Source organism: Variovorax sp. Varisp53 (assembly GCF_059491555.1).
The window spans coordinates 2,747,100-2,760,179 of sequence record NZ_CP168512.1; the positions used below are offsets into that span (position 1 = coordinate 2,747,100).

At 65.8% G+C, this 13,080-nt stretch carries 15 protein-coding genes; 4 read left to right on the forward strand and 11 right to left on the reverse strand.

The genetic code is table 11. The features are described 5' to 3' along the window. Positions 1-3: 3 nt before the first annotated feature. Positions 4-846, reverse strand: coding sequence for a metal-dependent hydrolase (locus ACEOAB_RS12820; protein WP_056599384.1), 843 nt, complete (start codon positions 844-846; stop codon positions 4-6). Positions 847-971: 125 nt separating this feature from the next. On the opposite strand from ACEOAB_RS12820, the gene ACEOAB_RS12825 reads away from it, so the two are divergent. Then, positions 972-1,604, forward strand: coding sequence for a TetR/AcrR family transcriptional regulator (locus ACEOAB_RS12825; RefSeq protein WP_413747980.1), 633 nt, complete (start codon positions 972-974; stop codon positions 1,602-1,604). Between the two features lie 35 nt (positions 1,605-1,639). Here ACEOAB_RS12825 and ACEOAB_RS12830 read toward each other — a convergent pair whose 3' ends face one another. Beyond that, positions 1,640-2,008 (reverse strand): nuclear transport factor 2 family protein, encoded by a 369-nt coding sequence (locus ACEOAB_RS12830; protein WP_413747981.1) that lies wholly within the window; start codon positions 2,006-2,008, stop codon positions 1,640-1,642. 1 nt (position 2,009) lies between these two features. Next, positions 2,010-4,532 carry a sodium-translocating pyrophosphatase gene (locus ACEOAB_RS12835; RefSeq protein ID WP_495653766.1) on the reverse strand — a complete coding sequence of 841 codons (2,523 nt, stop codon included), beginning with the start codon at positions 4,530-4,532 and terminating at the stop codon, positions 2,010-2,012. A 254-nt stretch (positions 4,533-4,786) separates the two neighbouring features. Here ACEOAB_RS12835 and ppa point away from each other — a divergent pair, with 254 nt between their 5' ends. Then, positions 4,787-5,314, forward strand: a complete 528-nt coding sequence (gene ppa / locus ACEOAB_RS12840; protein WP_056518061.1) for an inorganic diphosphatase — start codon at positions 4,787-4,789, stop codon at positions 5,312-5,314. On the opposite strand, the gene ACEOAB_RS12845 is transcribed toward ppa, so the two are convergent. Then, complete coding sequence (locus tag ACEOAB_RS12845) at positions 5,315-5,941, reverse strand: hypothetical protein (RefSeq protein WP_413747983.1); 627 nt, start codon at positions 5,939-5,941, stop codon at positions 5,315-5,317. A gap of 183 nt (positions 5,942-6,124) precedes the next feature. Then, a complete protein-coding gene (locus ACEOAB_RS12850) occupies positions 6,125-7,297 on the reverse strand; it encodes a GNAT family N-acetyltransferase (protein ID WP_413747984.1) in 1,173 nt (390 codons plus the stop codon). Between the two features lie 19 nt (positions 7,298-7,316). On the opposite strand from ACEOAB_RS12850, the gene ACEOAB_RS12855 reads away from it, so the two are divergent. Both ACEOAB_RS12855 and ACEOAB_RS12860 read left to right on the forward strand, forming a co-directional pair. Beyond that, positions 7,317-9,014 carry an NAD+ synthase gene (locus ACEOAB_RS12855; protein WP_413747985.1) on the forward strand — a complete coding sequence of 566 codons (1,698 nt, stop codon included), beginning with the start codon at positions 7,317-7,319 and terminating at the stop codon, positions 9,012-9,014. Then, entirely contained in the window at positions 9,011-9,349 is a 339-nt protein-coding gene (locus ACEOAB_RS12860) for a P-II family nitrogen regulator (RefSeq protein WP_007834250.1), read from the forward strand. The genes ACEOAB_RS12855 and ACEOAB_RS12860 overlap by 4 nt, the downstream gene beginning before the upstream one ends. A 44-nt stretch (positions 9,350-9,393) precedes the next feature. On the opposite strand, the gene ACEOAB_RS12865 is transcribed toward ACEOAB_RS12860, so the two are convergent. The 6 genes from ACEOAB_RS12865 to ACEOAB_RS12890 are packed head-to-tail and all read right to left on the reverse strand — an operon-like array spanning position 9,394 to position 12,831. Further along, positions 9,394-9,984, reverse strand: coding sequence for an LOG family protein (locus ACEOAB_RS12865; protein ID WP_413747986.1), 591 nt, complete (start codon positions 9,982-9,984; stop codon positions 9,394-9,396). Positions 9,985-10,015: 31 nt separating this feature from the next. Then, the gene (locus ACEOAB_RS12870; RefSeq protein ID WP_413313164.1) at positions 10,016-10,423 is read right to left on the reverse strand and encodes a diacylglycerol kinase; all 408 of its coding nucleotides are present in this window, start codon (positions 10,421-10,423) and stop codon (positions 10,016-10,018) included. Next, positions 10,420-10,986 (reverse strand): RDD family protein, encoded by a 567-nt coding sequence (locus ACEOAB_RS12875; protein ID WP_413747987.1) that lies wholly within the window; start codon positions 10,984-10,986, stop codon positions 10,420-10,422. Before ACEOAB_RS12875 ends, ACEOAB_RS12870 begins: the two co-directional genes overlap by 4 nt. A 13-nt stretch (positions 10,987-10,999) precedes the next feature. Then, a complete protein-coding gene (locus ACEOAB_RS12880; RefSeq protein ID WP_413747988.1) occupies positions 11,000-11,827 on the reverse strand; it encodes a DUF3106 domain-containing protein in 828 nt (275 codons plus the stop codon). Positions 11,828-11,842: 15 nt separating this feature from the next. After that, positions 11,843-12,268, reverse strand: coding sequence for a DUF3619 family protein (locus tag ACEOAB_RS12885; RefSeq protein WP_056599169.1), 426 nt, complete (start codon positions 12,266-12,268; stop codon positions 11,843-11,845). Further along, a complete protein-coding gene (locus ACEOAB_RS12890) occupies positions 12,265-12,831 on the reverse strand; it encodes an RNA polymerase sigma factor (protein WP_042673514.1) in 567 nt (188 codons plus the stop codon). Before ACEOAB_RS12890 ends, ACEOAB_RS12885 begins: the two co-directional genes overlap by 4 nt. Positions 12,832-13,080: the final 249 nt, after the last annotated feature.

The following is a 13,080-nucleotide window of genomic DNA, read 5'->3' on the forward strand; positions in this document are numbered from 1 at the left end:
CGGTCAACCCGCGGCCGCTGCCTCGGGTGCCGCGCCTACGGGCGTGTACTGTGCGCGGTTGTCCGCCAGCCAGCGCACCGAGAGGCTGCTGTCCTGCTGCATCGGATGGAAGTCCGGGCGCAGGTAGCTGCGCCAGCCGGCCAGGTTGCCGCGCAGCAGACCGTCGCGGTTCAGCAGGATGCGCGCCGCGCTCTTCCAGGTCGACCATTTCCACAGCTGCTTTTCGCGGCGCAGGTTGTCGATGGTCTGGTGCATCAGGTCGCTCAGGAACATGATCGTGACGCGGCGGAACCACCGTTTGCGCCATTCGTCGGAGCCGCCTGCGGCTTTGTAAATGTCGAAGGCCACGCTCTTGTGTTCCAGTTCTTCAGCGCTGTGCCACAGCCACATGGTGCGCAGCCGGGGCTCGGCGCCGTCGAGGATCTCGGGGTGGGCCAGCAGCCATTCGGCGAACAGCGCCGTGAAGTGCTCGGTGGCCGCCGTCACCGCCAGCGCGTGGCGCGGGTCGGCGTCCTCCATCAGCGCCAGGCGCTTGCCCGCGCGCGCCGTCCAGCCATCCACCAGGCCCTGGCTTTCGAGGTGGTTGTTGAAGAGCGAATGAATGCGCCGGTGTGTGGCTTCCTGTCCGATGAAACCGCGCACGTCGGCGCGATGCTTTTCCTGCACTTCCGTCGGCAGCGTGGCGACGGCATCGCGAACCGCGTCGATGAAGAATTGCTCGCCGAAGGGGAAGCTCATCGACAGGGCGTTGAAGAAAGCGGTCGAGAATGCGTCGCCGCCGCACCAGTCGCGGGCAAAGGGCGATTGCAAATCGATCAGAAGGCGGCGGACCACGAGATCAGTCATGAAAAACAAGCCTCGGAAAAAAGCACGGGATGAAATGGCTGGTACGTCTTCGTACCAGCTTGCCTCCATGGTGCAATTGCAAGTTGGTACTGTCAAGTACCAAGGCGTAGGAAAATGTGCCGTTCATGAGTGAAACCGTCGAAACAGCCGCGCCTTCCAAGTCAGCCGACGGCATCGGAAGCGAGCACTACACGCGCCTGCTGCAAGGCATGGCGCATGCCGTGGCCGCCAAGGGCTACGCCGAAACCACCATTGCCGACATCGTGCGCGAGGCCGCCGTGTCGCGCCGCACCTTCTACGAACACTTCGGCACCAAGACCGAGTGCCTGATCGCGCTCTACGAGACCGCCAGCCGCCTCGCACTGCAGGCGGTGAGCGAGGCCTTCGATCCGGTGCAGCCCTGGCATGCGCAGGTGGAGCAGGCCATGACCGCGTATTTCGACTACCTAGCGCAAGACCCTGTGCTGCTGCGCACGCTGTTCGTCGAGATCCTGGGGCTCGGCATGCCCGGCCTCGTGGTGCGGCGCCGGGTGAACGACGAGATCGCCAACTTCATCCAGATGGCGATCAACAGCGGCAGTGCCGGCGCGGAAGACCCCGGGGTGCACCTGACGGGCGAGATGGCGATGACGGTGGTCGGCGGCATCAACGAACTGGTGCTGGAGGCCATCGAGCAGGACCGCGCGGGCGACCTGCGCGAACTGGTGGCGCCCGCCACGCGGCTGGTGCGGGCCGTGGCGGCCGAGAGCAGGCGCTAGAAGCCGAAATTCAGGTTGGCGTTGCGCGGAAGCGTTCAGCTCGGCTTTCTCTGCGCGGGATCGTAGAAGAACTGCTCTTGCGCGATGCGATCGCCTTCCCAGCGCTGCCAGGCGATCTCTTCCATGCGCATCCTGCTGCCACCCTTGAACGTGAACTCGAAGATCCAGTGGATGGCCACATGGTCGCCGTTCACCAGCACCGGGTGCACGCAGGTGGAGGCCACCGATTCGGTGCGCTCGAGCACGGCGGTTTCCTGCGCCACCAGCGTACTGCGGCCGCGCCGCGGCTCGGCCTGGTTCTCGCGCATGGTGGCATCTTCGGTGTAGAAGTCCTCGATGGCTTGGGCATGCGCACCGCCTTCGACAGCGGCGATGAAAGATTCGAGTCGGGCGGGTGTGGGCATCTCAGGACTTTACTTTCACTTCGACCCGGCGCGCTTCGGTGGGAGGACCATCGGCTTGCGATTGCTCGGGCTTGGCCAGCTCGATCTTGTCCTCGGGTGCGCCGGCGGCCTTGAGCGCATCGCTCACGGCCATCGCGCGCTGCTTGGCGAGTTCGGCGTTCTTCGCGGGATCGCCGCTGGCGTCGTGGTAGCCGCTCACCAGCACGGTGCTGCCGCTCTGCACGGCCTTGATGACGTCGGCCAGTGCCTCCTTGGCGTTGGGCGCGACTTCGGCGCTGGCGCTTGCGAAGTAGAACTTCACGACGCCGTTCTCTACCTTCACGGCGGCAGCCTCGGCGGCCGATACGGCGCCTGAAGCGACCGCAGCAGCAGGCGTGGACGGGGTCGACGGCGCCATGGCGGCGGGGGCCGTCGCGGGCGGCGGCGTCGCGGCCATCGTCGGTACGGCTGCCGCATCGCCTGCATGGAACTTCACCACCAGCGGCACGATGAGCAGCGCCACGATGTTGATGATCTTGATCAGCGGGTTCACGGCCGGACCGGCGGTGTCCTTGTAGGGATCACCCACGGTGTCGCCGGTGACGGCGGCCTTGTGCGTCTCGCTGCCCTTGCCGCCGAAGTGGCCGTCCTCGATGTATTTCTTGGCGTTGTCCCAGGCACCGCCGCCGGTGCACATGCTGATGGCGACGAACAGGCCTGTGACGATGGTGCCCATCAGCAGCCCGCCCAGCGCCTTCGGCCCGAGCACCAGGCCCACGATGATCGGCACCAGCACCGGCAGCAGCGACGGGATCATCATTTCCTTAATGGCGGCGCCGGTCAGCATGCCCACGGCCTTGCCGTACTCGGGCTTGCCGGTGCCTTCCATGATGCCGGGGATGTCGCGGAACTGGCGGCGCACTTCCTCCACCACCGCGCCTGCAGCGCGGCCCACGGCCTCCATGGCCATCGCGCCGAAGAGGTAGGGAATCAGGCCGCCGATGAAGAGGCCGACGATCACCATCGGATCGCTCAGGTTGAAGCTGATGGCCTGCCCGAAGCTCTCCAGCTTGTGCGTGTAGTCGGCAAAGAGCACCAGCGAGGCGAGGCCGGCCGAGCCGATGGCGTAGCCCTTGGTCACGGCCTTGGTGGTGTTGCCCACCGCGTCGAGCGGGTCGGTCACGGCGCGCACGCTGTCGGGCAGCTCGCTCATCTCGGCGATTCCGCCGGCGTTGTCGGTGATGGGGCCGTAGGCGTCGAGCGCCACCACGATGCCGGCCATGCTCAGCATCGACGTGGCCGCCACCGCGATGCCGTAGAGGCCCGCCAGCGAATAGGACGTCAGGATCGCGATGCACACGAAGATCACCGGCCACGCCGTCGAGCGCATCGACACGCCGAGGCCCGCGATGATGTTGGTGCCGTGGCCCGTGGTCGAGGCCTGTGCGATGTGCTGCACCGGCTTGTACTGGGTACCGGTATAGAACTCGGTGATCCACACCAGGGCGGCCGTCAGCGCAAGGCCGACGAAGCAGGCGCCGAACAGCTTGAGCTGGCTGCCGCTCGGGGCAATGGCGTTGTCGGGAATCAGCCAGCTGGTGACGAACCAGAACGCGATCAGCGACAGCACGCCCGCCACCGCCAGGCCCTTGTAGAGCGCCGGCATCACGTTGACCATGCCCGGCGATGCCTTCACGAAGAAGCAGCCGATGATCGACGCGATGATCGACACGCCGCCCAGCGCCAGCGGATACAGCACCGCGTTGGTCGGCGCCGCGGTGACCATCAGCGCGCCCAGCACCATGGTGGCGATGAGCGTCACGGCGTAGGTCTCGAACAGGTCGGCCGCCATGCCGGCGCAGTCCCCGACGTTGTCGCCCACGTTGTCCGCGATCACCGCCGGATTGCGCGGGTCGTCTTCGGGAATGCCGGCTTCGACTTTGCCCACCAGGTCGGCGCCGACGTCGGCGCCCTTGGTGAAGATGCCGCCGCCCAGGCGCGCGAAGATCGAGATCAGCGACGAGCCGAAGGCAAAGCCGATCAGCGGATTGAGGATGGCCGAGAGGCCGTGGGCCCCGGCCGGAATGCCGCCAGCGGCCAGCACCCAGTAGAAGACCGACACGCCCAGCAGGCCGAGGCCCACCACCAGCATGCCGGTGATGGCGCCGCCGCGGAACGCGACGTCAAGCGCCGGGCCGATCCCGTGCGTGGCCGCCTGCGCCGTGCGCACATTGGCGCGCACCGACACGTTCATGCCGATGAAGCCGCAGGCACCCGAGAGCACCGCGCCCACGATGAAGCCGACCGCCGTGGTCAGGTCGAGGAAGATGGCGATGAGGATGGCGAGCACCACGCCGACGACGGCGATGGTGCTGTACTGCTTGGCGAGGTAGGCCGAGGCGCCGGCCTGGATGGCCGCCGCGATCTCCTGCATGCGGGCGTTGCCGGCGTCCTTCGCGAGAATCCAACTTCGGGCCCAGAAACCGTAGGCCACGGCCACGAGGCCGCAGACGATGGCCAGTATCAGGGGGGTGTTGCCGATCATGCTTTGCTTCTCCATTCGTTCGCTGTGACTTGTGGAGACGGACAGCATGGGCCCTGCGTGCAACGCGTACGGGACCATGTTTTCCGCCGCGTTGCTTCCTCGAAGCTCGCTGCACCTGGGGTGCGGAGCCGATTGGCCAACGGTTGCAATTTACAGGCAAAAACGAGCGAGCGTGCGACGGGCCGGTGACACGGAAAGTAAACTCCGGGTTTGTCCCCATCCGTCTCATACTTTTCAACTACTCGAAAAACGTCATGTCCTTCGACAAAGTTTCCCCTGGCAAGAACGTTCCCGATGCCTTCAACGTCGTGATCGAAATCCCGATGAACGCCGATCCGATCAAGTACGAAGTCGACAAGGAATCCGGCGCGATTTTTGTCGACCGCTTCATGACGACGGCCATGTACTACCCCGCCAACTACGGCTACGTGCCGCAGACCCTGTCGGGCGATGGCGACCCGGTGGACGTGCTGGTGATTGCCCCATACCCGCTGCTGCCGGGCGTGGTGGTGCCGTGCCGCCCCCTGGGCATCCTGATGATGGAAGACGAAGCTGGCGTCGACGGCAAGGTGCTGGCCGTGCCCACCGACAAGGTGCTGCCGATCTACAGCCACTGGAAGTCGGTCGACGACGTGAACCCGATGCGCCTGAAGGCCATCAGCCACTTCTTCGAGCACTACAAGGATCTGGAAGCCGGCAAGTGGGTCAAGGTGCTGGGCTGGGAAGGCATCGACGCCGCCAAGAAGGAAATCCTGGACGGCATCGCCGCCTACAAGAAGTAATCAGCCCCGGATCGCATCGCCAGCCTGCCGCATCCACTCGCGGTTGACCGACCTGGCGTGCGAGTTCCAGTGGCGCGCGGCCTGCTGGAGCTCGTCCCATTGGCGCTGCGCCGCAGCGGCGTCGCCTTGCTGCGCCAGCCAGACCACATAGCTGGCGCGTGCCTCGACCGTGTTGTACTTGCTCAATGCGGCTTCGAAGGCTTCGCGCGCTTCCGTGTTGCGCCTGTCGGCCGCCAGGGCGCGGGCCGTCAGCACGGCGACTTCGTCGTTGCGGTAATCGTCGCGCGTGCTGCGCAGGGTCTGCAAGGCCTGCAGGGCATCGCGACCCGCCGAAGGGCCGCCTGCGGCCATCAGCGCGCTGGCGAGGCCGAATTGCAATTCGGGATCGGAGGCGAGCGGGCCCTTCAGCGCGTCGCGGTAGTGGCCGACGGCATCGGCGGCCTGGCCCTTGTCGAGCGCGGCCTTGGCCAGGCGCAGCTTGTTCTGGGCCGTGGGCGCGAGGTCGTAGGCTTCGGTGGCCGCACGGTATTCGCGCTCGGGATCGATGAAGCCGATGGCCGCGCTCGCCACCTTGCCCGCGGTGCGCTGCATGCGCGAGGCGGGCAGGTACTCGACCATGAAGTACACGATGCTGCCCAGCAGCGGGAAGCTGAAAAGGATGATGAGCTAGTACATCTGCTTGCCGTGGCGCATCGCATGCACGGCAAAGAACAGCGCAATGAGGACGTGCAGCCCCAGTCCGAAGAATGGCATTGGTTTCTTTGTGTTGTTGTCGAATCGGGCGCCTTTATAGCAGCCCCGAATGGCAACTCAGGCGGACCTGAAGGGGCTGCGCTCGCCCAGGTGGTCCATGTAGTTCTCGATGCCCGCGCCCTCGCGCTCCAGGAAGCGCTCGACTGCATCGGCGAACGAGGGATGCGCCAGCCAGTGGGCGCTGGTGGTCTTCACCGGCATCAGCGCGCGCGCCATCTTGTGCTCGCCCTGGGCGCCGCCCTCGAAGCGCTGGGCGCCATGTTCGATGCACCAGGCCAGCGGCTGGTAGTAGCAGGCCTCGAAATGCAGGCAGTCCACGCGCTCCAGCGCACCCCAGTAGCGGCCATAGGCGACCAACGGCCTGTCAGACTGCGTCGAGAGGGCGATCAGACTGGCGGCCATCGGCTTGCCGTTGCGCTCGGCGACGAACAGCAGCCAGGCCTCGGGCATGGTGCCGGCCATGCGCCGGAAGAAGTCGCGCGTGAGGTAGGGCGGGTTACCGTGCTCGCGGTAGGTGCGTTCGTAGCAGCGGTAGAAGAAGTCCCAATCGGCCTTCGAGATGTCGGTGCCGCGCGACCAGCGGAAGCGCACGCCCGCGTCGGCCACCTTGCGGCGCTCCTGGCGGATCTTCTTGCGCTTGTCGTGGGAGAGGCTGGCGAGGAACGCGTCGAAGTCCGCGTAGCCAGTGCCGGCCGCGGGTGCCGTGTTCGTCCAGTGGAATTGCACGGTGTTGCGTAGCATCAGGCCGGCTTCGGTGCAGGCGGCGATGTCCGCCTCGGCGCCGAACAGCAGGTGCAGCGACGACAGTTCTTCCTGTTTGCACAGCGCGACGAGCCCTTGCACCAGCAATGTGCGGCTCTGCGCGTCGCGCGCCAGCAGCCGTGTGCCGGGCACGGGCGTGAACGGCACGGCGACCACGGCCTTCGGGTAGTAGGCCAGCCCGTGCTGTTCGTAGGCGTTGGCCCAGGCCCAGTCGAACACGTACTCGCCGTAGGAATGGTCCTTGATGTAGAACGGGCACGCCGCCTGCAACTGCTCACCTTGCCACAGCGTGACGAACTGCGGCACCCATCCGCTGTCCGGCGAGGCGCTGCGGCTGTCGTTCAGCGCCGCAAGGTATTCGTGGCGCATGAAAGGCGAGGGCTCGGCCTCGGCGGCCAGCAGCGCGTTCCATGCTTCCGGGCTCACGTCCGACGGCGACGACAGAACCCGAATGACATAATCGTTCAAGCCTTTTTCTTCCTTCTGTATGACGCTCAAGCTCGCCATCGCGCAACTCAATTTTGTGGTGGGCGACCTCGCCGGCAACGCGAAAAAGATCGTCGACGCCGCGCGCCAGGCCCATGCACAGGGCGCGCGTCTTTTGTTGACGCCCGAACTCTCGATTGCCGGCTATGCGGCGGAGGACCTGTTCCTCCGTCCCGCCTTCACCGAAGCCTGTGATGATGCCGTGAAAGGCATTGCCGCCGCTCTGGCCGACCTCAAAGACATGGTCGTGGTGGTGGGGCATCCAACCGGCGGCAGCCTGCGCAGCCGCTCGGTGGCCGTGCAGATGCGCCACAACGCGGCCAGCGTCATCAAGGAGGGCCGCATCCTCGAAACCTACGCCAAGCGCGAACTGCCGAACTACCAGGTGTTCGACGAGCGCCGCTATTTCACGCCGGGGCAGGGCACCTGCGTGTTCGAGGTGGGCGAGGTCTCGGTCGGTCTGCTGATCTGCGAGGACGCCTGGTTCGACCAGCCGGCCGAGCTGGCCCGCGAAGGCGGTGCCGAGGTGCTGGCGGTGATCAATGCTTCGCCCTACCACGTGGGCAAGGAAGGCGAGCGCATCGCGCGCATGGCCGACCGGGCGCGTGCCGTGGGGCTGCCGCTGGTGTATGCGCACCTGGTCGGCGGGCAGGACGAGGTGGTGTTCGACGGCGCTTCGTTCGCGCTGCAGGCCGACGGCGCCACCGCCATGCAGGCGCAGAGCTTCCGGGAAGGGCTGGTCTTCGCACAGCTGGAGCGCACACCCCGGGGCAGCGTCGGCTTCGTGGCCGAGCCCGCTGCGATCGCACCGCCGCGCGATGCTGAAGCCCAGCTCTGGGACGCACTGGTGTTGGGCGTGCGCGACTACGTCGGCAAGAATGGTTTTCCGGGCGCCATCCTGGGGCTTTCGGGCGGCATCGATTCCGCATTGGTGCTTGCGATCGCGGTCGATGCACTGGGTAAGGACAAGGTCCGCGCGGTGATGATGCCTTCGCCTTACACCGCCGACATCAGCTGGATCGATGCGCGCGACATGGCCAGCCGCCTGGGCGTGCGCTACGACGAGATTTCGATCAAGCACACCTTCGAATCCTTCAAGGATGCGCTGGCAGAGGAGTTCAAGGGCCGGCCCGAAGACACGGCAGAGGAAAACATCCAGGCCCGCATCCGTGGCACGCTGCTGATGGGGCTGTCGAACAAGTTCGGCGCCATCGTGCTCACCACGGGCAACAAGAGCGAGATGGCTACCGGCTATTGCACGCTCTACGGCGACATGGCGGGCGGTTTCGCGGTCATCAAGGACCTGCTCAAGACCACCGTGTTTGCGCTGGCGCGCTGGCGCAACGCCCACGACCCGTACGGTACGGGGGCAGCGCCGATCCCCGAGCGGATCATCACGCGGCCTCCCAGCGCCGAGCTGCGCCCCGACCAGACCGACCAGGACAGCCTGCCGCCCTACGACATCCTCGACGGCATCCTGGCACGCTACATGCAGGACGACGAAGGCATCGACGAGGTCATTGCCGCGGGCTATGACCGCGCGGTGGTCGAGCGGGTTGCGCGGCTCATCAGGATCAACGAATACAAGCGGCGCCAGGCGCCGGTAGGCATCCGGGTCACCCACCGAAGCTTCGGCAAGGATTGGCGTTACCCTATCACCAGCAAATTCAACGAAACCGCCGGAGCGCAAAAACCATGAAGCAGATCACCGCCATCGTCAAACCCTTCAAGCTCGAGGACGTGCGCGAGGCCTTGGCCGAAGTGGGCGTTACCGGACTGACCGTCACCGAGGTCAAGGGCTTCGGCCGCCAGAAGGGGCACACCGAGCTCTATCGCGGCGCCGAATACGTGGTCGACTTCCTGCCCAAGATGAAGGTGGAAGTGGTCGTCAACGAGGCCGATGTGGAACGCTGCATCGAGGCCATCGTCAGCTCGGCGCGCACCGGGAAGATTGGCGACGGGAAGATTTTCGTGACCGACGTGGAGCGCATCGTGCGCATCCGCACCGGCGAAGAAAACGAAAACGCAGTCTGAAGCAAAAGCCTCCGGCGACGGGGGCTTTTTTCGAACCGCGCGCCTCAGAGGTTTTCCGACAGCCTGTCTTCGCGCGGGTGGAGCGGCACTTCGGCGCGCAGCGCCGTGAGCAGTTCGGGCACCTCGGTACCGATGCGGATCAGTTCCATCTGCCAATCGCCCATGAAGCCTTCGCGCACGCTGTGCGCCAGGAAGCCCAGCAGGCCGTCGTAGTAGTTGGCGGTGTTGAGGATGCCGGTCGGCTTGTCGTGATAGCCGAGCTGGCGCCAGGTCCAGATCTCGAACAGTTCCTCGAAGGTGCCGATGCCGCCCGGCAGGGCGACAAAGGCGTCGGCGCGCTCGCCCATCATGGCCTTGCGCTCGTGCATGGTGTCGACAACATGCAGTTCGTCGCACAGCGGGTTGGACAGTTCCTTGTCGACCAGCGCCTTGGGGATGATGCCGACCACGCGGCCGCCGGCGAGGCGGGTGGCCTCGGCCACCGTGCCCATCAGGCCGGTGCGGCCGCCGCCATAGACCAGTTGGCCGCCATGCCGGCCGATCCATTGGCCGACCGCTTGCGCGGCCTGGGAAAACTCGGGACGCTCGCCGGGGCGCGAGCCGCAATACACGCAAATCGAAAATTCAGGATTCATCCTGCCATCATGCCGCAGCCCGCGGGCCTGCTCATGACACGAAGCGTTGCCACAACGCCGCCGCCCAGATGCCCCCGCAGAGCGTGAGCGACAGCAGCACCGCGGCGCTGCCCATGTCCTTGGCGCGCTTGGAGAGGTCGTGCCACTCGGGCCCGATGCGGTCGATGGCTGCTTCGACGGCCGTGTTGAGCAGCTCGACGATCATCACCAGGATCGCGCTGCCCGCGAGCAGCGCCACCTCGGTCCAGCCGCGCCCGAGCCAGAAGGCGGCCGGGATCATCACGATCGACATGATGGCTTCCTGGCGGAAAGCGGGCTCGCTCCAGCCGGCGCGCAGGCCGTGCAGAGAGATCAGCGCGGCATGCCAGACCCGTTCGAGGCCCTTGCGGGCTTTCTGCGGATTGACGGCGGGATCGGGAAGTTTGGGCAAGGCACTCATCGGCGACTCATCGGTTTGGAGGTGATGAGCCGTGTGCCGGCCCAGGCGTCGTGCCAGAACTGGCGCTCGGGGTGAAAACGCGCCAGTAGCGCCCAGACGGCGACCCAGCCGAAAATCAGGACGGTCGATTCGCCGCCCGACAGCTTGAACGGCGCAATGGCGGCCAGCGGCGGCAGAAACCAGACCCAGCTCAGCAGGTAGCGCACCAACGCCCGGCGCTGGCTGACAGGCCGTCCATGTGCGTCGACGATGCGGATGTTCCAGGTCTTCATGGCGAGGGTCTGGCCCTTGGTCCAGAACCAGACGAAGTACACGCCGAACACCACGAAAAGAAAAGCCTGAAAAAGATGGCGCCGCGAATCCATGGCGTCGCGCATCTGGCCCAGCGTGCTGAAGAGCCAGCCAGAAACGAACACCACGGCGAACAGCAGCATGCCCTCATAGAGCCAGCAGGCCATGCGGCGCCAGAGGCCCGGCACTATCGAAACAGGAGCGCGGGTCGCTGGAGGAATCTGCGAGGCAGCCTGATCGGAGCCCGACGCCTCGGGAGAGCTGGAAACCATCGGAGCCTTGGGGTCAGGGGGCAGAGGGAGGCGCCTCGGCCGCAGAAGACGGTGCCGGTACCTGGGCTTCCGCCGGAACCGGCGCGGCGCTGGCTGGCGCGGGTGCAGCAGGCGTGACGGAAACCGCCGGCGTCGTTGCCGCGGGGGCGCGCTCCGGCGGCGAGGCCACCAGGATCGTTGCGGGCCCGGCTGCGGGCGACGGTGCCAGCAGGATTCTGGGCGTGTGCTGCCCTGCAGGCGTGACGGCCGGCACCGGCACGAGCTTCTGGGACGAAACCGGCCGCACGGGAATGGCTGCCCCACGTGGCTTGGGCGGGGCGCTTTCCGCAAGCTTGCGCTTTTCTTCCTCGCTCAAGGCTTGGTATTGCTCCCATTTGACCTTGCGCTCGTCGGGCGAAATGCGCTTGACCTCGGCGAAGTTCAGGCGAGCCTGCGCACGTTGCTGGTTGCTCAGCGCAGCCCATTCGATCATGCGGCTGTGCAGGGTGGACCGATCTTCGGTCGACATGCTCGCGTAGTTGCGAGACAGCGCCAGCCATTTCCTTTTCTGGCCGACATTCAGCGTGTTCCAGTGAACGCTTAGCGGCTTGAGGGCCTGCTGCTGCTCGGCCGTGAGTTCGCTCCAGAGCGGCTTTGTGGTCGAGATGGCCTTCGGGCTGGTGGCCGACGCGGAACTTGCCGGGGTCGAGCCCTTGACCGCCGCCTCGGTGGGGGGCTGGGCGTTGGCGAGCGTCAGGCCGAAGGCTGCGGCCGCAAGCGCACCCGCCCAAACGACTGCGCCCGCCTGGAGCGGGCGCAACGGATGGGTGGTGTTCGCGCTGGAGATGGAACGGCGTCGCATTCGGTTGGTGAAGGTTCAGTCGGAGGCGCTGTCGGCCTTCAGGAATTGAGCGAAACCGGGGTCGGTGTAGGCGGCGGGCGGCAGGTCGCCCGTCAGCAGCGCGGAATCCACTTCGGCCAGTTCGCTGGCGCGATCGTCCTCCTGCATCGCACTGATGGCGATCAGGCCGGCCACGAGCGCGATCAGCGGCACCACGGAGCCGATGCGGGTCCACCAGCTGCCACCCATCGTGAGCGTATGACCCGACTGCACTGCCACAGTCGCGGTTCGCAACTGCGGAGGCAGCTTGCGCGCGGCCACGGCCTGCGCGCGCGCCACGCGAAGCCGTTCGCCGATGTCGTGCGGCAACTCCCGATTACCAGCCGAAAGGCGGGCAACCACGCGCTGACCGAACTGGTCTTCGGCGATGCCGGAAGTTGATGTTGGAACCTTAGTGTTCATAGCGATATTCCCTTGGCCTTGAGCGCCTTGCTCAGAGCGTGAACGGCTCGCGAACAATGGGTTTTGACGCTGCCCTCGGAGCAGCCCATCGCAGCGGCCGTCTCTGCGACGTCCATTTCCTCCCAGTAACGCATCAGGAAAGCCTCGCGTTGACGACCCGGCAGTGCTGCGATCTGTTCCTCGATTTCGTGGAAGACCTGGGCGCGGCGAGTCGTGTCTTCGGCGCTCTCCGATTCCCTAGAGTCGGTCGGCGAGACGAAGTTCTCCAGCAGGTCGAAATCTCCGTCGTCGTCGATCGATTCGAAATCGCTGAGGTTGGAGAACAGGGCGCGCCGGGTTTTCTGGCGGCGGAACCAGTCGAGCGTGCAGTTCGACAGGATGCGCTGGAACAGCATCGGCAACTCGGCCGGTGGCTTGTCGCCGTAGTGCTGCGCCAGCTTCATCATGCTGTCCTGCACGATATCGAGCGCTGCTTCTTCATCCCGCACGTGGTAGACCGAGCGCTTGAAAGCGCGCCGTTCGACGCTTTTCAGGAAGTCGGAGAGTTCTTGTTCAGTTGCCAAGCGAGAGGGGGCGCGAAAGGTGCGCCGCGTGGGAAAAGGGGTCTGGCGATTGCGTACGTCGCGTGTGTGTTTATCGCCGCGGATTATGCCTTTGTAGCTTTACAAGGCAGCTGAAGCGAATCTGAACGCCCGGAAATGTCATAATCCGCCTTGCAAGTCAAAAGGCAAACGGGTCACGGTCCGGCGGAACATCAGTCCGCCCATGGCTTTGGCCTCAAGTCCTGGCGCGGCCCCACAAGGGTTGGCAAG